The sequence below is a fragment of the Sphingomonas aestuarii genome (genome assembly GCF_054457155.1).
In genome coordinates, this window is the sequence record NZ_JBTKVV010000005.1 from 165,888 (window position 1) to 186,045 (window position 20,158).

Here is a 20,158-nt window from a genome sequence, read left to right on the forward strand (position 1 = left end):
TTCGGGGTCGCGAAGAAGGGCGTCGGCCAGCAGGCCGGCGCCCTTTTCAATATCCGCTCAGGCCGGAACGATGCTGGGGTGCGCGTATCCCGCCCCCGCCGATGCCAGATCGATGCCCGCACGCTCCGCCACCCGGCGCGCAATGACATAGCTGGTCGCGATCATCGTCACGCCCATATAGCCGACCAGCAGGGAATCGACCGCCATCAGCGCCCAGACCAGTGCGGACGACTGACCCACCGCGAAATAGGCGAGCGCATAATGGGCGACCATCAGCGGCAGCATCGCGATCAGCGACAAGCCAAGAGCGCGGAAATAGACCGGACGGGTCAGCCGGATCGAGCCGACAAAGCCGATGGCCGGGTTGGCCGCGGCGGCCGAAGTCTTCCACGCGCTGAGCAACGGTTCGAAGAACAGGCTGGCGACCATGACCGATAGCAGGACGATGCTGGACATCGCGGACGATATGCCGAGCGCGCCGGCGATCAGCGGTCCGTCCTGAATCGCCAGCAGCCAGAACAATCCCCATGCCATGACCGGTAGAAACAGCCGCACCGCGCGCGGATCGATCCGGCGTGCCGCGGCGGGATCGTCGCCGAATACCAGGAAGCGCGCCGCCCAGTATCCGACCAGGAACAGCGCCACGACCTTCAGATGGCCCATTGCCAGCCGCACGGGATCATTGCCCGCCGCGCGCATGCCGTCCGCGTCGATATACATCCCGCCGCCGATCTCGACCGCGTGCTGGACCATTTCCAGCGCGACGGGGATCAGGAACAGGATGGGGCACAGCAGCGCGTAACGGCCCGATCGACCGAAGATTTCCTTCAAATCATTCCACATCGTCATCCTCCCCCTCTTCGAAACTCAATAGGTCGCCCGGCTGGCAGCCGAGTTCGCGGCAGATTGCGTTCAGCGTCGAAAAACGGATCGCCTTGGCCTTGCCGGTCTTCAGGATCGACAGATTGGCGAGCGTGATATCGACCCGCTCCGCCAGTTCGGTCAGCGTCATGCGGCGATCGTGCAGGATCGCATCCAGCGTTACGCGGACCGCCATCAGACCGTCGCCTCAAGCTCGTCCTGCATCGCCGCCCCCTGCTGGAAGACGCGGGCCAGGACGAACAACAGCAATACCGCAAGCCATCCGGTGACCGAGAATTGCCAGCCGATCAGCTCGCCCGTTGCCTCGCCCAGCCGCCACGCGAACCAACCGAATGCGATGTCGATGAACTGGAGGGCGAGCATGCCCCAGGCGATGAGGCGCAGCCGGTCGGCATTGGCGGCGGTGAACGGCTGTCCGACGCGCACCGTATCGATCATCGCGATCAACCGGGTGAAGATGAGGTGGACGGGAAATGCCGCAACGATGCCGACCGCCATCATTCCGATCAGCGCGTCACGCGCAGCATCGGCATTGGCACCGAAATCCTCCGTGAACTGCCCCGCCATATATTCAGGCGCCAAGGCAAGAAATCCCGCAAAGGCAATGAATCCAGCGACCGCCACCCAGTTGAGCACCAGCAGGATTTGCAACAGCCGTCGAACGACGTTCAGCATCGACTCACTCCCTCAAAGATCGATTATCGATAATATGCATATCGTAAAACAACAAGCTATTTTATCGTTTAGCGATATTCGCCTGGGGGTGACGCATTGCGGTGTTGCGCTATAGAGGGCGCGATGCGTCCCGATCCCTTGCCCATCCTGCAATCGACCTTTGGTTTTCCAGCCTTTCGCGGGGTGCAGGCCGATGTCGTCGACCGGGTGCTGGCGGGCGACCGCACGCTGGCGGTGATGCCGACGGGGGCGGGCAAGTCGCTGACCTATCAATTGCCGGCAGTGATGATGGCGGGGACGTGCGTCGTCGTCTCTCCGCTGATCGCGTTGATGCACGACCAGTTGCGCGCCGCGACCAGTGTGGGCATCCGCGCGGCGACGCTCACCTCCGCCGACGACAATCGCGCCGAGACGATCCAGCGGTTTCGCGACGGCGAACTCGACCTGCTTTATGTCGCGCCCGAACGCGCATCATCGGGGCATTTTCGCGACTTGCTGGCGAGCGCACCGCTCAGCCTGTTCGCGATCGACGAGGCCCACTGCGTATCCGAATGGGGGCATGATTTCCGCCCCGATTACCGGTTGCTCAGACCGTTGCTCGATACGTTTCCGGAAGTCCCGCGCCTGGCGCTGACCGCGACCGCCGACGCGCATACGCGTGCCGATATCCTCGAACAGCTGGGCATTCCCGCCGATGGCCTGATCGTTGCGGGGTTCGACCGGCCCAATATCCGCTACACCATCACCCCGCGCGATGCGGTGGCGCGGCAGGTCGGCGACCTGATGGCCGAACAGCCCGGACCCGGCATCGTCTATGCGCCGACGCGTGCGGCGGTCGAGCGGCTGGCGGAGAAATTGGGGTCGGGCGGGCGGCGGGTGCTGCCCTATCATGCCGGGTTGGATTCGTCGGTACGCCAGCGCAACCAGGCGGCGTTCGTCGCCTCCGAGGACATGGTGATGGTCGCGACCGTCGCCTTCGGGATGGGGATCGACAAGCCCGATGTCCGTTTCGTCGCGCACGCCGCGTTGCCCAAGTCGATCGAGAGCTATTATCAGGAAACCGGGCGTGCGGGGCGCGACGGCGATCCGGCCGAGGCGCATTTGTTCTGGGGCGCGGACGATTTCGCGCGCGCGCGGCAGCGGATGGGCGAAGTCGGCGAGAGCCGGGTGGCAGGCGAGCGCACGCGGTTGAACGCACTGGGCGCGTTGGTCGAGACCGCGACGTGCAGGCGGCGTATCCTGCTCCAGCATTTCGGGGAGACGCTCGAGCGCGACTGCGGCAATTGCGACAATTGCCTCGCCCCGCCCGAAGCCGTCGATGCGAGCGTCGTCGCGCAAAAATATTTGTCGGCGGTGTTTCGCACGGGTCAGATGTTCGGGACCGGCTATGTCGAGAGCGTGCTGACCGGTCAGTCGAGCGAGCGCAGCCTGATGAACGGGCACGAAAAGCTGTCGGTGTGGGGCATATTGGAGCCCGCCGAACAGGCACTGCTGAAGCCCGTCGCACGCGCGCTTCAGGTCCGCGACGCGCTGCGTGCCAATGCGCATGGGGGCCTGGAATTCGGCCCTGGCGCGCGGCTGATTTTGAAGGGTCAGGAAGCGGTGTCGCTGGTCGTGCCGCCCAAACGCGAACGGCGGCGCAAGGGCAGCACGCGCGGTGGGGGCGAGGCCAATCCGGTCGGCAATCCGCTGTTCGAGGCACTGCGCGCCAAACGTCGCGAGATCGCGGCCGAAACCGGGCTGCCGCCCTATGTCATCTTTCACGATTCGACGCTGCGCGACATGGCGATGGCGCGGCCCGAAAGCCTGTCCGCGCTGGGGCAAGTGCCCGGCGTTGGCGCGAAGAAGCTGGAGGCTTATGGTGACGACTTCCTGCGGGTGATCCGCGACAATTGACGAGGGGTTCGATGGATATCCGCCGCATCAACGACCGGGTTTCGGTCAGTCCGCAGATCGACCCCGCCGATGTCACCGAACTGGCGCGGTTGGGGTTCAAGGGCATCGTCAACAACCGCCCCGACGGTGAGGAAGCGGGACAGCCCGAGGGCGACGCGATCCGCGCGGTGGCCGAGACGTTGGGGCTGACCTATACCGCCATTCCCGTGACCCAAGCCGGGTTCAGCCATCCCCAGATCGACGCGATGACCGCCGCGATCGAGGGGGCGGGTGGTCCGGTGCTGGCCTATTGCCGGTCGGGCACGCGGAGCTGCAATTTGTGGGCGCTTGCGGAAGCCAAAAGCGGCGGCGCGCCGGGAGAGATCGTCGAGGCGGGCGCGGGTGCAGGCTATGACCTGATCGGCCTGAAGCCGATGCTCGACGCGCTTTCCGGAAAGGAATGAACTGGACGCTGCTCGGCGGATCGCTGGTCGCCATACTCGCACTGGCAGGAATCGCGGCGTGGCTGAAGCTGGGCGGCGATCCGCTGGACGAGCGCGCCGCGATCGACGCGGCAGGCGACATGCTGCCGGGGTTCGTGCCGGAAGCGGTGCTGCTGGCAAGCGATGGCGCCGCGGCGTTGGTGCGCGGGCGCGAGGGGCGCGTGGCGGTGGTGAAGGTGCATGGCGCGCAACCGGCGGTGCGGGAATTGACGCGACCGGTCGGGCTGGCAACGGCGGGCGACGGCACCATCGTGCCGTCGGGCGATCGGATGTTTGGCGATGTCGTCTTGCACGGGCGGGGGTTGGCCGAGGTCGAAGGGTTCGTTCGCGACGCCTGAAATCCTCCATGCCGTGTCGGCCCGCGTTCCACAATCCCGCTGGCGCGCTTGCTGACAGCGATGTAAGCTCGCCTGCAAATGCCCAACCTGCCCGATCCCGTCGATCTTGCTATCCCCGCGTTCGTGGCGCTGGTGCTGGCCGAGATGATCGCGGCGCGGTTTCGGGACCGGCGGCGTTATTGTCCGAAGGATACGCTCACCTCGCTTGGCCTGGGCCTTGGCAGCACCGTCGCTGGCGTCCTCTCGGGCGGACTGGTGTTCGCGCTCGCGGTCTGGGTCCACCAGTTCGCGCTCTTCGAGATTTCATGGGCCTGGTACTGGTTCGTCATCGCTTTCGTGCTCGACGATCTGGCTTACTATGTGTTTCACCGATCGGCGCACCGGGTGCGGTGGTTCTGGGCGAGCCATGTCATCCACCATTCAAGCCAGCATTATAATCTGTCGACCGCGCTGCGTCAGACCTGGACCGGCTTTTTCTCCGCCACCTTCATCTTTCGCCTGCCGCTGTTCCTGATCGGCTTTCCGCCGGCGATGGTGTTCTTCGTCGCAGCACTCAACCTGGTCTATCAGTTCTGGATCCATACCGAGACGATTGGGCGGATGCCGCGCTGGTTCGAGGCGGTGATGAACACCCCGTCGCACCACCGCGTCCATCACGCGACCAATCCGCGCTATCTCGACAGCAATTATGCGGGTGTCTTCATTGTCTGGGACCGGATGTTAGGGACGTTCGTGGCCGAACGCGACGAGGATCGACCGCGCTATGGCATTGTCCGTAACCTGGGCAGCTTCAACATATTGTGGGCGGCATTCCATGAATGGATCGGCATCGCACGCGACGTGAAGGCCGCGCCGACATGGCGTGCCCGCGCGGGCTATATCTTCGGACCACCCGGCTGGAGCCACGACGGCAGCCGCGACACCAGCGATACGATCCGCCAAAAATGGCGGGCGCGAGAGGAAGAGGGCGCATGGAGGAAGTCGATTATATCGTCGTCGGGGGCGGATCGGGCGGAAGCGCCGTCGCAGGCCGCCTAGCCGAAGACGCGCGCACCACCGTCGCCGTGCTGGAGGCGGGCGGGCGTAACGACGGGTGGAAGACGGTGATGCCCGGCATGATGCCGTTCCAGAAGGAAGGCACCAACTGGCGGTTCGAGACCGTGCCGCAGGTCGGATTGAATGGCAGGCGGGGATACCAGCCGCGTGGGCGGGGGCTGGGCGGATCGAGCGCGATCAACGCGATGCTCTATGTTCGCGGGCACCCGTGGGATTACGACAATTGGGAAACGCTGGGTTGCACCGGCTGGGGCTGGGACGAGGTGCTGCCGGTGTTCAAGCGCGCCGAGTGCAACGTGCGCGGGGCCGATGAGTTTCACGGCGACAGCGGGCCGCTGCATGTCAGCGATCAGGATTACGCGCACCCCGGCAGCCGCGCCTTCATCGAGGCGGCGGAAAGCCTGCAAATCCCGTTCAACCCCGATTTCAACGGTGCGCGTCAGGAAGGCGTCGGGCTGTTTCAGGTAACGCAGCGACGCGGCGAACGCTGGTCGGCGGCGCGCGCCTATCTGGGCGACGGCAAGCCGCCCGCCAATGTGCATATCCTGACCGATGTGACCGCAGAGCGCGTGGTGTTCGAAGATGGCCGCGCGGTCGGCGTTACCTATTCACGCGGTGGGGAGGCACAGACGCTTCGCGCGCGGCGCGGCGTGGTGCTGGCAGGCGGCGTGTTCGGGACGCCGCAACTGCTGATGCTGTCGGGGATCGGGCCGGGCGCGCATCTTCGCGAGCACGGGATCGAGGTGCGGATCGATCGCGCGGCGGTCGGATCGGACCTTCAGGATCACCTCGATTACACCGCCGCGTTCGAGACACCGGGGGACGCGTTTCTCGGGCGCTCGCTCAAAGGGTCGCTGCGCTCGCTGGGTCAGATGTGGGAGTGGTTCCGCAAGCGTTCCGGCGCGATGACGACGCCCTATGCCGAGGCGGGGGCATTCCTGTCGTCGCGGCCGGGGCTGCCCGCGCCCGACCTGCAACTCCATTTCCTGATCGCGATCGTCGAGGATCACGGGCGGACCAAGGTGCCGGGGCATGGCTTTTCGTGCCACGCCTGCGTGCTGCGTCCCGAAAGCCGCGGCACGGTGCGGCTGGCATCCGCCGATGCCCGCGATGCGCCGCTGATCGATCCGGCCTTCCTGACCGATCGCCGCGACGTCGACCTGCTGATAAAAGGGGTACGGGCGATGTACCGCATCCTGGAGCAACCGCAGATGACGCAATATCAGGGGCGCGACCGCTATCCGGTCGATCTGGGCGATGACGACGCGCTGGAGGCGCTGATCCGGTCGCGGGCGGACACCATCTATCACCCGGTCGGTACCGCGCGGATGGGAGGCGATGCCGATGCCGTGTGCGATCCGCGGCTGAAGGTGCGCGGCGTGGACGGGCTGTGGATCGGCGACGCGTCGATCATGCCGCAGCTGATTGGAGGCAACACCAATGCGCCGTCGATCATGATCGGGGAGCGGTGCGCGGAGTTCGTGCGGGCGGCGGGATGAGGTGCCCCTATGAGCCACCTTATGCTCCTCCACCCCGTTTGTGCTGAGTAGAGACCGAGTAGCTCCGAAGGAGCGTATCGAGGAATCCTATCGAAGTATGGTTTCGGGCGCTCTGCCTGGCCTCCTTCGATACGCCCTCTCGATACGCGGCTGCGCCGCTACTCGATGGCTACTCAGGACAAACGGGTGAGGGGAGCGAAACCTCTACAGCAAAGCCAGCGCGTTTAGCTTCCCGACCAGCGCCAGCGGCATCGCCGCTACCCCCTCGCCATCGCCGCCCATATCCGCGGGCGCATCGGCACCCTCGAGATAGCGCCACCCCTGATGCGCGCGCTTGGGGCGGGGGTTGACCAGCACCAGCCGGGGGTCGAGGTGGATCGCCACCCTGCCCCCTTCCGCTTCGCCGAAGCGCAGGATCGGCGAGCGCGCGACGAGCTGGTGCTTGATGATCCAGTAAAGCGATCCGCCGTCGATCTCGGCCACGCGCTTCGGAAGATAGCGCGTGGTCAGCACCAGCCCGCCCTCGGCCTCGCGCAGCGCGATGCGGTCGCGCAGATGCTCAAGGCTGTCATGGCCGTAAGCGACTTTGGTGAGGTGAAGCGGCACGGGCAGGATTTGGGCAACGCCGGGGCGGGGATCAAGTCAGCCGACGAGCCCGCTGATCGTCGCCAATCCCAGAAACACCAGAAAACCCATCGAGTCGGTAATCATCGTCACGAAAATGGAGGATGCGATCGCCGGATCGGCCTTCATCTTTTCCAGGGTCAACGGCACCAATACGCCGGCGCAACCGGCAATGATGATGTTGGCCAGCATCGCGCAGCCGATCACGGCCCCCAGCATCGGGTTGCCGAAGAACAATCCGACCGCTACCCCGATGATCGCTGCGATGCTGGCGCCGTTCAGCACCGCGATCGTCAGTTCGCGCCGTACCGCGCGCAGGGTGTTCGACCCGGTCAACTGGTTGGTTGCGAGCGCCCGAACGGTCACCGCCAGCGTCTGGGTTCCGGCATTGCCGCCCACCCCCGCGACGATGGGCATCAATACGGCCAGCGCGACCATTGCCGCGATCGTGTCCTCGAACTGGGCGATGATGGTCGAGGCCACGAGCGCGGTAAACAGATTGGCGATCAGCCAGCGGACGCGCGCTTTGTAGCTGTCGCGGATCGGTTCGTTGATGTCGCCTTCACCTGCCCCCGACAGCAACAGCGCGTCTTCGCCGGCTTCCTCGGAGATGATGTGCACGATGTCGTCGACCGTGATCATGCCGACCAGTCGTCCGCTCCAGTCGGTGACCGCAGCCGAGATGAGGCCGTATTTCTGGAAGCGCAGCGCGACCTCTTCCTGGTCCATGTCGACCGGGATCAACGTCTGCTCGCGCCGCATCACATCGGCGATCGCGACCGATCGCGGGGTGCGGAGTATCCAGGACAGATTGCAGGTGCCAACCGGGTGATGCGCGGGATCGACCACGAACACTTCCCAGAAATCGGTAGTCAATTGCTCGTCCGCACGCAGGAAATCGATGACGTCGCCGACGGTCCAGTGTTCGGGGACCGCGATCAGTTCGCGCTGCATCAGGCGGCCGGCCGATTCTTCCGGATAGCTGAGCGCTTCTTCGATCGCGGCACGATCGTCGGGATCGAGCGCGCGGAGAACCGCCTGCTGCTCGTCCGCCTCCATATCCTCGATGATCGCGACCGCATCGTCGGTGTCGAGATCGGACGCCAGATGCGCGACCTGATGAGGCTCCAGCGCGTCGATCAGGTCCTCGCGGACCCAGTCGTTCATTTCCGCCAGCACGTCGCCGTCGATCAGATCGGCGATGGCGGCGGCAAGGCCCGCGCGCTGGTCGCCCGGCGTCAGTTCGATCAGGTCGGCGATGTCGGCAGGGTGCAGCGGCTCGACGCGTTCGCGCGCCGCTTCGGCATCGCCCGCCTCGACCGCGGCGAGTACCGCGCGGACGAATTCGGGTTTCAGCCGGTCGTCCTCGTCGAGTTCGCTGGTCGGGGTCTCTGCGTCCTCGCGGGGAAAATCGGTCTCGCTCATGGTTCGACCTCCGCGCGGGGTGAAAAGGGATGCGCGGCTTCTCTAGCGGCTGGGAACCCGACTGCCAATGGACCGCTTTACCTGCGACACCGCGCGGCGTAGGCGCGTCGCAACCTTTCCTCCGACGGAGATTTCCACATGGCCGAAACCCTGACCCTGACGCTCGACACCGGCGACGTCACTATCCGCCTTCGCCCCGACCTGGCGCCCAAGCATGTCGAGCGCATCACCGAACTGGCGAGCGAAGGCTTTTACGACGGCGTGGTGTTCCACCGCGTGATCGACGGCTTCATGGCGCAGGGCGGTGATCCCACCGGCACCGGCACCAGCGGGTCGGACAAGCCCGACCTGCCCCAGGAATTCTCCAAGGAGCCGCACAAGCGCGGCGTGTGTTCGATGGCGCGCACGATGGACCCCAATTCGGCGAACAGCCAGTTTTTCATCTGCCTCGACGACGCGACCTTCCTCGACGGGCAATATACCGTGTGGGGCGAAGTGACCGACGGCATGGAGCATGTCGACAAGCTGCCCAAGGGCGAGCCGCCCCGCAATCCCGGCAAGATCGTCAAGGCGAGCGTGGCGTAACGATTGAAAAAACACCCTTCGGCAGGCTCAGGGTGCGCGCGGTGCAGAGCTTTTTCCGCGCTCAGGCTGAGCTTGTCGAAGCCTGTCGACCAGCCCCGAATGCCTCGACCAGCCAGTCGTGGAACAGCTTCACCGGTCGCTGCGACAACGCGCGCGGGCGGCAGACGAACCAATAGCTGTAACCCGAATCGACCGCGCGCCCGAACAGGTTGACGATGCGTGGATCGCGCGCTTCCTCGAAATGCGATTCGAGCATGAAGGCGATGCCCAGCCCCTGCGCCGCCGCCTCCAGCATCAGGTTGCCCGAATCGAAATGATCAATCGCGGCGGGCTCCAGATGCGGATAGCCCATCGCCTCGCGCCAGATTTCGAACGTGGTCGGCATGTCGCGGTGAATCAGGATCGTGTGCTTGGCCAGATCGCGCGGATCGGTCAGCGGCTGATCCCCCTCGATCAGCGCGCGCCCGGCGATCGCGAACACGCGGTTGCGGTCGAGCCGTACCGAATAATAGGCCGGGTCGACGCTTTCGCTGAGGATGATCGCCGCATCGATTCCCTCCCCCAGCCGCGACGCGCCATGCGCTGCGGTATCGACGTCGAGGTGGAGTTCCGGGTGGCGACGGCGCAGATCGGGCAGTTTCGGCAGCAATTGTTGCGACGCGAACAGCGAGAGGACGGAAAGGCGCAATCGCATCACCCCGACGCCGCTGGTCGTAGCCTCGATCGCGTCGGACATCGCGTCGAGTGCAGGGGCAAGCTGGGCGATCAGCCGCTCGCCATCGGCATTGAGCACCATCGACTGACGCCGCCGGTCGAACAGGCTGCGGCCCATGAAGCGTTCGAGCGTCTGGATCCGGCGACTGAGCGCGGGCGAGGACAAGGCCAGTTCCTCCGCCGCCGCCTTGATCGATCCGGCGCGCGCGACATGCACGAATGCTTCGATCGCGGACAAGGGCGGCAGCCTGCGCATGCAACATTTGTGCGTCGCGACATTGCATTTTGCAACCCGAACGACGGCGAATGCCGGATGGCCACCAATACTAGTTGCAAGAAATGCAACTTTCCCTGTTTATTTCGCACTTGCACAAAATGCCGCATCGCCGCAAAAAGGACGGGCCTTTCAGGCATCCTCTCCTAAACCTTTCACGGCCGGTCCCCAGGGATCGGCCTTTTTTTTGGTTTTTTGGCGCGCTCACGCGCGCGCGGTTCCGGCCCGCTCCCCCACCCCACCACCCAATCAGCATAATGTCTTGGGCGGTCGGGGGGGAGCGGGCCGGAACCGCACTATCGCCGAGAGGCGATCAAACAATGGCACTCGGCGGACCCCCACCCTATCTCCGGCGTTCGACATCGAAACGATTGCGGGAGACGGGCGCGTGGCCGATCAGGAAGGCGAGACGATCAAGCTTCAGGTGGCGAATTCGCGCCCCGACGATTCGGGACGAGGCCTTGCGCGGTTGCCCCGGACCATCATGGCGCAACTGGGCGTGACCGAAGGCGACGTCGTCGAGCTGATCGGCAAGCGCGTCACCCCGGCACGAGTCGTTTTCCCCTATCCCGAGGACGAGACCATTCAGGTCGTTCGCATCGACGGGCTCCAGCGCGCCAATGCGGGCGTCGGATCGGGGGATTTCGTCCAAATCCGAAAGAGCGATCCCAAGCCCGCGACGCGCGTCGTGCTCGCCCCCGCGCAGAAGAATCTCCGCCTCGAAGGCTCGTCCCCCGCGCTCCAGCGCACCTTTGCCGGGCGTCCGATGTGTCAGGGCGATACCGTCGCCACGGTCGGGCAGCAGCGGGTTGGCGACATTCCGCCGCATGTCGCGCAGTATCTTCGCGCGCCCGCCTATGCGCTTCAGGAGATCCGGCTGACCGTGGTCCAAACCGTGCCCAAGGGCGTGGTCCAGATCGACGAGAATACCGAAATCGAACTGCGCGCCGATTATCAGGAAGCGCAGGACAGCCGCCGCGCCGATGTCACCTATGACGATATCGGCGGCATGGCCGCGACCATCGACCAGTTGCGCGAGATGGTCGAGCTGCCCTTGCGTTACCCCGAATTGTTCGAGCGGCTGGGGGTCGAACCGCCCAAGGGCGTGCTGCTCCACGGTCCGCCCGGCACCGGCAAGACCCGGCTGGCGCGCGCGGTCGCCAACGAATCCGATGCCGAGTTCTTCCTCATCAACGGCCCCGAAATCATGGGATCGGCCTATGGCGAATCGGAGAAGCGGCTGCGCGAGGTATTCGAGCAAGCCGCCAAGTCCGCCCCCTCGATCGTGTTCATCGACGAAATCGATTCGATCGCACCCAAACGCGGCCAGGTGTCGGGCGAGGCGGAAAAGCGCCTCGTCGCGCAATTGCTGACGCTGATGGACGGGCTGGAGGCGCGCGCCAATCTGGTCGTCATCGCCGCCACCAACCGGCCCGAGGCGATCGACGAGGCGCTGCGCCGCCCCGGCCGCTTCGACCGCGAGATCGTCGTCGGGGTCCCGGACGAGCGCGGGCGGCGCGAAATCCTGGGCATCCACACCCGCGGGATGCCGCTGGGCGAGCGAGTCGATCTGGAGGAACTGGCGCGCACCACGTTCGGCTTCGTTGGCGCCGATCTCGCCGCGCTCACGCGCGAAGCGGCGATCGAGGCGGTGCGGCGGATCATGCCGCAACTGAACCTGTCCGAACGCACCATCCCGCCCGAGGTGCTCGACAATCTGTCGGTCACGCGCGAGGATTTTCTGGAAGCGCTGAAACGCGTCCAGCCGTCCGCGATGCGCGAGGTCATGGTCCAGAAGCCCGACATCCGCTGGGAGGATATCGGCGGTCTCGACGACGCGCAGGCGCGGCTGAAGGAAGGGGTCGAGCTGCCGCTGAAAGATCCCGACGCGTTCCTGCGATTGGGGATTCGCCCGGCCAAAGGCTTCCTGCTCTATGGCCCCCCCGGCACCGGCAAGACGCTGCTCGCCAAGGCCGTCGCGCGCGAGGCCGAGGCCAATTTCATCGCCACCAAATCGTCCGACCTGCTGAGCAAATGGTATGGCGAAAGCGAGCAGCAGATCGCCAAACTGTTCGCCCGCGCGCGTCAGGTCGCGCCCTGCGTCGTGTTCATCGACGAACTCGATTCACTGGTGCCGGCACGCGGCGGCGGGCTGGGCGAGCCACAGGTGACCGAACGGGTGGTCAACACCATCCTCGCCGAGATGGACGGGTTGGAGGAATTGCAGTCGATCGTCGTCATCGGCGCGACCAACCGCCCCAACATGATCGACCCCGCGCTGATGCGCCCCGGCCGGTTCGACGAAATGGTCTATGTCGGCGTGCCCGACCAGGCCGGGCGTCGGCACATCCTGTCGATTCAGACCGCGAAGATGCCGCTGGCAAGCGATGTCGACCTCGACGAGATCGCGGCGCGCACCGAACGCTTCACCGGCGCCGATCTGGAGGATGTGGTGCGGCGCGCAGGCATGTTCGCACTGCGCGAATCGCTGTCCACCCGCGAAGTCGCGATGCCGCATTTCGAAAAGGCGCTGGGCGAATCGCGCGCGTCGGTCACGCCCGAGATGGAGGAGGAATATCGCCGCATGTCCGCGCAGTTGAAGCAGGAGGCGATGACGCCGCTCGGCTTCATCGCGCCGGGTCAGTTGAAGGCGCGGCCCCCTTCCGAAGCATGACCAGCGCATAGACGAACAGCAGCATGAGGAGCGCGCCCGCGGTCAGATAGGGCAGCGGGCGCCACACCTCGTACATGGCGACCCCGATCGAAGGGCCGAGTACGAACGCGGCGCCGTTCACCGACGTCACCTTGCCCGCGACCGACCCCTGCCCGCCCGGCCCCACCGCCAGCGACGACCCAGCGGTGAAGCCGGGGCGCAGAAATCCAAAGCCCAGCGACGCCAGCGCGAATCCGGTGGCGATGCCATAAAGCGACTGCGCCGTGCCGGTGGCGATGCACCCCGCCGCCCCCAAAGCCATGCCCCACAACACCAGCTGGCGCGGTTTCAGGTTCAGGATCGGGATGATCCCCCATTGCGCGAGCAGCGCCGCCCCCGCCCCCATCATCAGCACGATGCCGGTCGGTTGCAGCGCCTCCATCGGCGGCACCGCGAGCCGGTCGATGATGAGGAATCCGACCGCCTGACCGGTCATCGCCTGGGCATGGCCCATCACCAGCCCGATAATCATCCACAGCCGGACGCGGGGATCGAAAAACCCCACGCGTTCGCTGCGTTCGGCGGTCGCCGCGGTAATGCTTGCCCCCGACGACTGGCCGCCGATCGAGGGATAGGCCGACGCCGCGCCGCGCGATTCGGGCGAAGGCAGCGATTCGCCCAGCATCCGCGTGGTGGCGACCGCGATGCCGATCCCGACAAGGGCGAAGATGAACGCCGGACCCGCCAGTCCGATCTCGAGTTCGCCAAGGCTGCCGAGCACCAGATAGGGCGCAAAGGCGGGGCCGAGGATCGTCCCCAGCCCGAATGCCGATCCCAGCAGGGTCAGCGCGCGGGTGCGTTCCTCGCGCGTGGTCGCGCCCGCCACCATCGCCTGCACCGCCGGGGGCGCGGCGGCGCCGAACGCGCCGTAGATCAGCCGCGCTCCGATGAAGAGCAGGAAGGCGGTGACCGGCGCGACCCAGCCGTTGATCCCCATCATCAGGAACAGCCCGCACAGGAACAGCGAAACGGTGAATCCCCAGATGCCGAGCAGCACCATCGTCCGCCGCCCCGCCTTGTCCGACCGGTTCGCCCAGAAGGGCGCGGCGAGCACCCAGAGCAACGCGGATACCGAAAATGCCGCCGCGACGGCGCTGTCGGGCACGCCCAACAGTCGCCCGAGCGCGGGCAGCACGGATTGCAGCGCGGTATTCCCCGCCGCGATCACCAGCATGATGAGGAACAGGAGGATGAAGGTTCGGTCGCGCGTCATCCGCCGCGCTGCCAGTCGTAGCTGCGCGTGACCTCGCACACCGTCACCTGATAGCTGTCATACCAGACCGCACGGCCCATATCGCGGATCGCGGCGTGATCGGGATGATCGCGCCAGGCGATCGCCGCCGCTTCGTCCGCCCAATGGCTGATGGTGATCCCGAACCCGTCGGCCCCGCGACTCGACACGATCCCGCGATAGCCCGGCTGCACACGCGCCAGCGCCTCCATCGCCTCGGCCGCAGCCTGATAGCCAGCATCGTCCGCGCCGTTCCGCTTCGAGGCGAACATGACGACGATCTCTCCGGGTTCGGGCATGGGCCGGGGATACGTGATTGGTTGCGAACCGCAACCCTTCCAAAGATCCGTCCTTTTTCTCGTATCCGTCATTCCAGCGGAACTGGGATACCGTGCGACAGGCGACGAAGGGTATGGCGTGTGCGGGCGGACATCCCTGCTTTCGCTGGGATGACGTGGCTTTGCCGTTCCGCAACCACCCCCGGCGCCGCACGTTACATCTTTGCGACGCCTTTCGGCTTCGCTATGTGCATCAACCGGCCCGGCCATTTTCCAGGAACCTCGAGTGAACACATCCACGACGCGCGACGATGCCACGCGGACCCGCCGTGCCGCTCCCCCCAGCCCGTGGGGCATGTTCTTTCGCGGTTTTCTGAAGCATCCGGTGATGGTCGGATCGATCATCCCGTCATCGGACCGGCTGATCGAAAAGATGCTCGCGCCCGTCGACTGGGCGAAGTGCAAGGTGTTCGTCGAATATGGTCCCGGCGTCGGCACCTTCTGCCGCCCGATCCTCGAAAAAATGGCGCCCGACGCGCGGCTGATCGCGATCGACACCAATCCCGATTTCATCGCCTATCTCGACGCGACGATCCTCGATTCTCGCTTCACCGCGGTGGAGGGATCGGCGGCGGACGTGGCGACGATCCTGAGCGAGCTGGGGCTGGATGGCGCGGATTACGTCCTGTCGGGCCTGCCCTTCTCGACGCTTCCGGCGGGCGTCGGCGAAAAGATCGGTGCGGCGACCGCACAGGTGATTCAGCCCGGTGGCGCGTTCCTCGTCTATCAATTCTCGCCCAAGGTTCGCGACTTCATCGCCCCGCATTTCACCCGCATCGATCACGGCATGGAATGGTGGAACGTGCCCCCCGCCCAGCTTTACTGGGCCTGGAGCGACAAGCCCGCCTGAGTCCGGGCTTCTACGTAATTGCCGGGAATTGACGCCGCCGGATCGCGACCACACATTGCCTGCATGAACCAGATGAATCTTTCCGAAGCGGAGTGGCGCAAGAAGCTGTCTCCGGAGGCCTATCATGTGCTGCGCGAAGCGGGCACCGAGCGCGCGTTCGCCGGGCATTTCACCGACAACAAGGCCGACGGCATCTATCGCTGCGCGGGGTGCGCCAACCCGCTGTTCGATTCGATCGACAAATATGACTCGGGTTCGGGCTGGCCGAGCTTCACCCAGCCGATCACCGAGGACGCGCTGACTCATCACGAGGATGTCAGCCACGGGATGCGCCGGGTCGAGGTGCGCTGCGCGGTATGCGACGGCCATCAGGGTCATGTCTTCCCCGACGGCCCACCGCCGACAGGGATGCGATACTGCATCAATTCGGTCGCGCTCGATTTCCGCGCGCGCGATGCGGCGGAAGGAAGTGCTGCGGCCTAGCGGGTTATTCTCCCAATTCCCCTACCCCCCGTTCGTTTCGAGCGAAGTCGAGAAACGTGAGCTAGGCGCTCGGTTCGCGTTTATCGACTCCGCTCGAAACGAACGGGTTTCTAACCATACGCCTTGCGAGAACTGCTTGTGACAGCGTGCGTTAACGCTTAATCACGCAAGCCACGCTCATGGCCTCCCGATCCCCCAAGAAAAAACCGCGCAACTGGCGTCGCATCGCCGCCTGGACCGTCGGCATCGTCGCCGCGATCGGCCTGGCGTCGCTGATCGCGCTGGTCGTCGCGGTCTACAGCGCGCGGGCCTCGCTCCCCAGCTACGAAGCGCTGAAATCCTCGCCCAACGGCCAGATGATTCGCGTCCGCGCCGCCGACGGCACGGTCATCGTGTCGCTCGGACCCAGCTATGGCGAGTGGATTCCCCACGACGAAATCCCGGCGGTGATGCGCGACGCGATGGTTGCGGTCGAGGATCGTCGGTTCGAATCACATTGGGGGGTCGATCCGGTCGCTCTCGCGCGCATCGCCAAATTCGCCTGGGACAATTACGGCACCGACCGGCGCTTGCAGGGCGCATCGACGATCACGCAACAGGTCGCGCGCACCATCTTCTTGTCGAACAAATACGATGTCGGCCGCAAATTCCGCGAGATGATCCTGGCGCTGGCGATGGAGCGTAAATTTTCGAAGGAGCAGATCCTCGAGCTGTATCTGAACAAGGTCTATTTCGGCGGCGGCGCCTACGGAATCGATGCCGCGTCGCGTAAATTCTTCAACCATGACGCCAAGACGCTGAGCCTGTCCGAAGCCGCCGTCATTGCCGGGCTGGTCAAGGCCCCATCCCGCTATTCGCCGACCGCCGATGCCGAGGCTGCGGTCGGGCGCGCCGGCGTCGTGCTCGAATTGATGCGTCAGCAGGGCCGGATCACGGCGGCCGAGGTCGCCGCCGCCGATCCCGACACGGTCGAACTCGCCCCCGCGCCGCGCCAGAACAGCGTGCGCTATTTCACCGACTGGGCGCTGCCCCAGCTCGAGGTGCTGATCGACGAGACGCAGGCCCCGCTCGACGTGTGGACGACGATCGATCTCAACATGCAGAACGCGGCGACCCAGGCGGTGCAGGCGAACGCACCATCGGGCGCGCAAGGGGCATTGGTCGCGCTCGACCGCGACGGTGCGGTGCGCGCGCTGGTCGGTGGCAAGGATTATGTCGCGTCGATCTACAACCGCGCGACCCAGGCGACGCGCCAGCCGGGTTCGGCGTGGAAGCTGTTCGTCTATCTCGCCGCGCTCGAGGCCGGGATCAAGCCCGATGACCAGGTCGTCGACCGCCCCGTCACCATCAACGGCTGGAGCCCACGCAATTCGTCGGGACGGTTCAGCGGCACGATGACGCTGCGCAACGCCTTTGCCTATTCGATCAACACCGTCGCAGCGCAGCTTGGCCAGGAAGTCGGCACCGGAACGATCGCCGACATGGCGCGGCGCTTCGGGGTGACGACGCCGATCAACACCCAACCCTCGTCGGTGCTCGGCACGTCGGACGTGCGGCTGATCGACATGACGCGGGCCTTTGCCACCGTCGCCAACAAGGGCGTGGCGGTGGTCCCTTACGGCATCACCCGCGTCACCGCCAACGGATCGGTGATCTACGAGCATGAGGTCAATCGCTCGCTCGTCCTGATCGCCCCCTATGTCGCCGCCGAGATGACCGACATGCTCCAGACCGCGGTTAACACCGGCACCGGCCGCGCCGCACAGATCGGGCGTCCGGTCGCGGGCAAGACCGGCACGACGACTTCAAACAAGGACGGCTGGTTCCTCGGTTTTTCCAGCGGTATCACCACCGGCGTCTGGATGGGCCGCGACGATGCCCGTGCGGTCGGCGGCTTGCAGGGCGGCACCGCCCCTGCCCGCGCCTTCGCCAATTTCATGCAGAAGGCGGTCGCGAACCGACCGGTCGAACAGTTCGATACCCAGGTGACCCTGCCCGAGTGGCAGCTCGAACCCGATGACGAGAGCTATTACGGCGAGGCCGACAATGGTCTGTTCGTCGACGAGGACGGCAATCCGGTCCAGCCCTATGGCGACCTGCCGATGCCCGAATCGCTGGCCCCGGGCGGCGGCAGCGAACCCGCCGCCCCGCCCGAACGGCTCGACCAGCAATGGATCGACCGCGCCATCGGCCGCGGCGGATCGCGTGACGAAACCCCGCCGCCCCGCCGCCGTCCGAACGAAGCTCCGCCGCCGGCATCGCGCGACGACGAGTTTCAGGGCGTTTATTGAGCGATACCCACCGCCCCGCCGTCAGCCCGGAACAGGTTCGGGGTGACGCGTAGGCGGAGTCAGGCCCGCCCGACCCAGTGCAGCGCGACGCCGTTGCCGCGCAGCCAAGCGCGCGCCAGCACCGCCTTGCCGTCCGACAGTTCCGCCTCCAGCGCGCGAAAGGCGCGCCCGTGGTTCATGTGGACGCGGTGCGCGACTTCGTGCGCGACGATCGCCCGGCGGACCCAGGCGGGGCTCAGCACCAGACGCCACGAATAGCGGATCGCCCCCGACGACGAACAGCTGCCCCAGCGCCCGCGCGGATCGCTCACCGAAACGCCGCTGACGCTCACCCCGGCGCGGCAAGCGAACTCGGCGGTGTCGGCGCTCAGCAACCGCAGCGCCTCGCGTCGCAGCCAGCGCAGGACGCGCGCCTGAAACAGATCGGGCGGCCCGGCACAGATCAGCGTGCCACCCTCAATGCGCGGACTGCGCGGCCCAGCATCGACCATCCGCGCGGTCAGCGGCACGCTGTCCACCGTCAACAGGCTGCCGTCGCGGATCGGCTGCGCGACCGGCAGCTTCGAGCGCTGCGCCGCGATCCATTCGCGCTGCCCTTGCGCCCAGGCGAGCGCCGACCGCGCCGATGCGCGCGGCGGCAGAGTCAGACGAACCTCTCCGGTCACCCGATCGACCGACAGCTTGGCCCCGCGCGACCGCGCGTTGCGAACCACGACGATTTCGGGCGCCTCGCTCACAATTCGCGATCGGTCAGGTGATGGTCGAGGTCGCCCGCATCGACTTCCGACACCGTCCATCCGCGCGTCGAAATGCCGGCGGTATGAACCGTCTCTCGGTCCCCGGAGATCAGATGATGCCAGGGCCTAAGCGTCTGTCCCTCGGCCAGCAGCCGGTAGGCACAGGTCGACGGCAGCCAGGCGATCGTCGCAAGCGAGCGCGGGGTCAGGCGCACGCATTCGGGCACATGCGCGCGCCGGTGGCGGTAATCCTTGCATTGCGCCGTATGGCTGTCGAGCAACCGACACGCCACGTTGGTCGCATGCACGTCACCGGTGGCGTCGTCCTCCAGCTTGTGGAGGCAGCATTTGCCGCACCCGTCGCACAAGGCCTCCCACTGCGCGCGGTCCATCTTGTCGAGCGGCGTGGTTTCCCAGAACGGCTTGTCCGTCACGTCACCCAGCGTTTGATCTCGGTCGCGATTGCCTCGGGGCTTTGCTCGACCGGCAGCAGCGCGATCGGCTCTCCGTTCGGTCCCATCAGATAGGATAGCTGCTGGTGATCGACCAGATAGCCGCCACCTTCGCTCGGCGGCTGCGCGGCGTAGTAAATCGCGAATTGCTTGGCGACCGCGGCGATCTCCTCGGGGCTGCCGGTCAGCCCGACCATCCGCGGATGGAAGTTCGACACGAACGCCTTCACTTCCTCCGGTCCGTCGCGCTGGGGATCGACGGTCACGAAGATCGGCACGATCCTCTCCGCGATCGCCGGATCGGTCTGTTCGAGCTGGCGGATGGCGGCGCCGATGCGCTGGGCATCGACCGGGCAGATGTCGGGGCAATAGGTATAGCCGAAATACATCACGCGATATTTACCCGCGAACTGCGTATCGCTGACCCGCTCGCCATCCTGGTTGGTTAGCGTGAACGGACCGCCGATCGTCGCCCCGGCAAGCGGCGTTTCGGCACTGGCGTTTTCGGTCGGCGGCGCTTCGCCACATGCCGTAAGGGTCAGGAGCGCGGCAGCGATCATGCTGCGAAAAACAATCTGGTTCATGGCGGAATCAGCCATGATCTGTTACGTGC

21 protein-coding genes are annotated in these 20,158 nt (G+C 65.8%); 10 read left to right on the forward strand and 11 right to left on the reverse strand.

Annotation, left to right across the window (positions count from 1 at the left end):
* Positions 1 to 57: 57 nt before the first annotated feature.
* Genes ACX0GZ_RS11495 through ACX0GZ_RS11505 form a run of 3 tightly spaced genes read right to left on the reverse strand, consistent with a single transcriptional unit; the run spans position 58 to position 1,557 of the window.
* Entirely contained in the window at positions 58 to 843 is a 786-nt protein-coding gene (locus ACX0GZ_RS11495) for a hypothetical protein (RefSeq protein ID WP_458816525.1), read from the reverse strand.
* The gene (locus ACX0GZ_RS11500; protein WP_458816527.1) at positions 833 to 1,057 is read right to left on the reverse strand and encodes a helix-turn-helix domain-containing protein; all 225 of its coding nucleotides are present in this window, start codon (positions 1,055 to 1,057) and stop codon (positions 833 to 835) included. Before ACX0GZ_RS11500 ends, ACX0GZ_RS11495 begins: the two co-directional genes overlap by 11 nt.
* A complete protein-coding gene (locus ACX0GZ_RS11505) occupies positions 1,057 to 1,557 on the reverse strand; it encodes a DUF2975 domain-containing protein (RefSeq protein ID WP_458816529.1) in 501 nt (166 codons plus the stop codon). Before ACX0GZ_RS11505 ends, ACX0GZ_RS11500 begins: the two co-directional genes overlap by 1 nt.
* A gap of 123 nt (positions 1,558 to 1,680) precedes the next feature.
* Between ACX0GZ_RS11505 and recQ the strand changes: the two genes are divergently transcribed.
* The 5 genes from recQ to ACX0GZ_RS11530 all read left to right on the forward strand — a co-directional run bounded on the left by recQ (position 1,681) and on the right by ACX0GZ_RS11530 (position 6,828).
* The gene (gene recQ, locus ACX0GZ_RS11510; RefSeq protein ID WP_458816531.1) at positions 1,681 to 3,453 is read left to right on the forward strand and encodes a DNA helicase RecQ; all 1,773 of its coding nucleotides are present in this window, start codon (positions 1,681 to 1,683) and stop codon (positions 3,451 to 3,453) included.
* A gap of 11 nt (positions 3,454 to 3,464) precedes the next feature.
* Positions 3,465 to 3,896 carry a protein tyrosine phosphatase family protein gene (locus ACX0GZ_RS11515; protein WP_458816533.1) on the forward strand — a complete coding sequence of 144 codons (432 nt, stop codon included), beginning with the start codon at positions 3,465 to 3,467 and terminating at the stop codon, positions 3,894 to 3,896.
* Positions 3,893 to 4,273, forward strand: coding sequence for a hypothetical protein (locus ACX0GZ_RS11520; RefSeq protein WP_458816535.1), 381 nt, complete (start codon positions 3,893 to 3,895; stop codon positions 4,271 to 4,273). Before ACX0GZ_RS11515 ends, ACX0GZ_RS11520 begins: the two co-directional genes overlap by 4 nt.
* A gap of 78 nt (positions 4,274 to 4,351) precedes the next feature.
* The gene (locus ACX0GZ_RS11525) at positions 4,352 to 5,311 is read left to right on the forward strand and encodes a sterol desaturase family protein (protein ID WP_458816536.1); all 960 of its coding nucleotides are present in this window, start codon (positions 4,352 to 4,354) and stop codon (positions 5,309 to 5,311) included.
* Positions 5,245 to 6,828: a GMC family oxidoreductase gene (locus tag ACX0GZ_RS11530; RefSeq protein WP_458816538.1), complete on the forward strand. Its 1,584-nt coding sequence runs from the start codon at positions 5,245 to 5,247 to the stop codon at positions 6,826 to 6,828. Before ACX0GZ_RS11525 ends, ACX0GZ_RS11530 begins: the two co-directional genes overlap by 67 nt.
* Positions 6,829 to 7,032: 204 nt before the next feature.
* On the opposite strand, the gene ACX0GZ_RS11535 is transcribed toward ACX0GZ_RS11530, so the two are convergent.
* Positions 7,033 to 7,434 carry a DUF1489 family protein gene (locus ACX0GZ_RS11535; protein WP_458816540.1) on the reverse strand — a complete coding sequence of 134 codons (402 nt, stop codon included), beginning with the start codon at positions 7,432 to 7,434 and terminating at the stop codon, positions 7,033 to 7,035.
* Between the two features lie 36 nt (positions 7,435 to 7,470).
* The gene (gene mgtE / locus ACX0GZ_RS11540) at positions 7,471 to 8,877 is read right to left on the reverse strand and encodes a magnesium transporter (protein ID WP_458816542.1); all 1,407 of its coding nucleotides are present in this window, start codon (positions 8,875 to 8,877) and stop codon (positions 7,471 to 7,473) included.
* 138 nt (positions 8,878 to 9,015) lie between these two features.
* On the opposite strand from mgtE, the gene ACX0GZ_RS11545 reads away from it, so the two are divergent.
* The gene (locus ACX0GZ_RS11545) at positions 9,016 to 9,462 is read left to right on the forward strand and encodes a peptidylprolyl isomerase (protein WP_458816544.1); all 447 of its coding nucleotides are present in this window, start codon (positions 9,016 to 9,018) and stop codon (positions 9,460 to 9,462) included.
* Between the two features lie 61 nt (positions 9,463 to 9,523).
* Here ACX0GZ_RS11545 and ACX0GZ_RS11550 read toward each other — a convergent pair whose 3' ends face one another.
* Positions 9,524 to 10,432: a LysR substrate-binding domain-containing protein gene (locus tag ACX0GZ_RS11550; protein ID WP_458816546.1), complete on the reverse strand. Its 909-nt coding sequence runs from the start codon at positions 10,430 to 10,432 to the stop codon at positions 9,524 to 9,526.
* A gap of 406 nt (positions 10,433 to 10,838) precedes the next feature.
* On the opposite strand from ACX0GZ_RS11550, the gene ACX0GZ_RS11555 reads away from it, so the two are divergent.
* On the forward strand, positions 10,839 to 13,124 hold the full coding sequence (locus ACX0GZ_RS11555; protein ID WP_458816548.1) for a CDC48 family AAA ATPase: 2,286 nt from the start codon (positions 10,839 to 10,841) through the stop codon (positions 13,122 to 13,124).
* On the opposite strand, the gene ACX0GZ_RS11560 is transcribed toward ACX0GZ_RS11555, so the two are convergent.
* Together ACX0GZ_RS11560 and ACX0GZ_RS11565 are read right to left on the reverse strand one after the other, a co-directional pair.
* Entirely contained in the window at positions 13,078 to 14,376 is a 1,299-nt protein-coding gene (locus ACX0GZ_RS11560) for an MFS transporter (RefSeq protein ID WP_458816549.1), read from the reverse strand. The two genes, ACX0GZ_RS11555 and ACX0GZ_RS11560, sit on opposite strands and share 47 nt — an antisense overlap.
* The gene (locus ACX0GZ_RS11565) at positions 14,373 to 14,693 is read right to left on the reverse strand and encodes an antibiotic biosynthesis monooxygenase family protein (RefSeq protein WP_458816551.1); all 321 of its coding nucleotides are present in this window, start codon (positions 14,691 to 14,693) and stop codon (positions 14,373 to 14,375) included. The genes ACX0GZ_RS11560 and ACX0GZ_RS11565 overlap by 4 nt, the downstream gene beginning before the upstream one ends.
* 265 nt (positions 14,694 to 14,958) lie before the next feature.
* On the opposite strand from ACX0GZ_RS11565, the gene ACX0GZ_RS11570 reads away from it, so the two are divergent.
* The 3 genes from ACX0GZ_RS11570 to ACX0GZ_RS11580 all read left to right on the forward strand — a co-directional run bounded on the left by ACX0GZ_RS11570 (position 14,959) and on the right by ACX0GZ_RS11580 (position 18,356).
* Complete coding sequence (locus tag ACX0GZ_RS11570) at positions 14,959 to 15,582, forward strand: class I SAM-dependent methyltransferase (protein WP_458816553.1); 624 nt, start codon at positions 14,959 to 14,961, stop codon at positions 15,580 to 15,582.
* A gap of 63 nt (positions 15,583 to 15,645) precedes the next feature.
* Complete coding sequence (gene msrB / locus ACX0GZ_RS11575; protein ID WP_458816555.1) at positions 15,646 to 16,065, forward strand: peptide-methionine (R)-S-oxide reductase MsrB; 420 nt, start codon at positions 15,646 to 15,648, stop codon at positions 16,063 to 16,065.
* 179 nt (positions 16,066 to 16,244) lie between these two features.
* Complete coding sequence (locus ACX0GZ_RS11580; protein ID WP_458816557.1) at positions 16,245 to 18,356, forward strand: transglycosylase domain-containing protein; 2,112 nt, start codon at positions 16,245 to 16,247, stop codon at positions 18,354 to 18,356.
* A 59-nt stretch (positions 18,357 to 18,415) separates the two neighbouring features.
* Here the strand turns inward: ACX0GZ_RS11580 and ACX0GZ_RS11585 are convergent, their stop codons facing one another.
* Genes ACX0GZ_RS11585 through ACX0GZ_RS11595 form a run of 3 tightly spaced genes read right to left on the reverse strand, consistent with a single transcriptional unit; the run spans position 18,416 to position 20,144 of the window.
* The gene (locus ACX0GZ_RS11585; protein WP_458816559.1) at positions 18,416 to 19,093 is read right to left on the reverse strand and encodes a M48 family metallopeptidase; all 678 of its coding nucleotides are present in this window, start codon (positions 19,091 to 19,093) and stop codon (positions 18,416 to 18,418) included.
* Positions 19,090 to 19,536 carry a YcgN family cysteine cluster protein gene (locus ACX0GZ_RS11590; RefSeq protein WP_458816697.1) on the reverse strand — a complete coding sequence of 149 codons (447 nt, stop codon included), beginning with the start codon at positions 19,534 to 19,536 and terminating at the stop codon, positions 19,090 to 19,092. Before ACX0GZ_RS11590 ends, ACX0GZ_RS11585 begins: the two co-directional genes overlap by 4 nt.
* Positions 19,524 to 20,144, reverse strand: a complete 621-nt coding sequence (locus ACX0GZ_RS11595; RefSeq protein ID WP_458816561.1) for an SCO family protein — start codon at positions 20,142 to 20,144, stop codon at positions 19,524 to 19,526. The genes ACX0GZ_RS11590 and ACX0GZ_RS11595 overlap by 13 nt, the downstream gene beginning before the upstream one ends.
* Positions 20,145 to 20,158 lie beyond the last annotated feature (14 nt).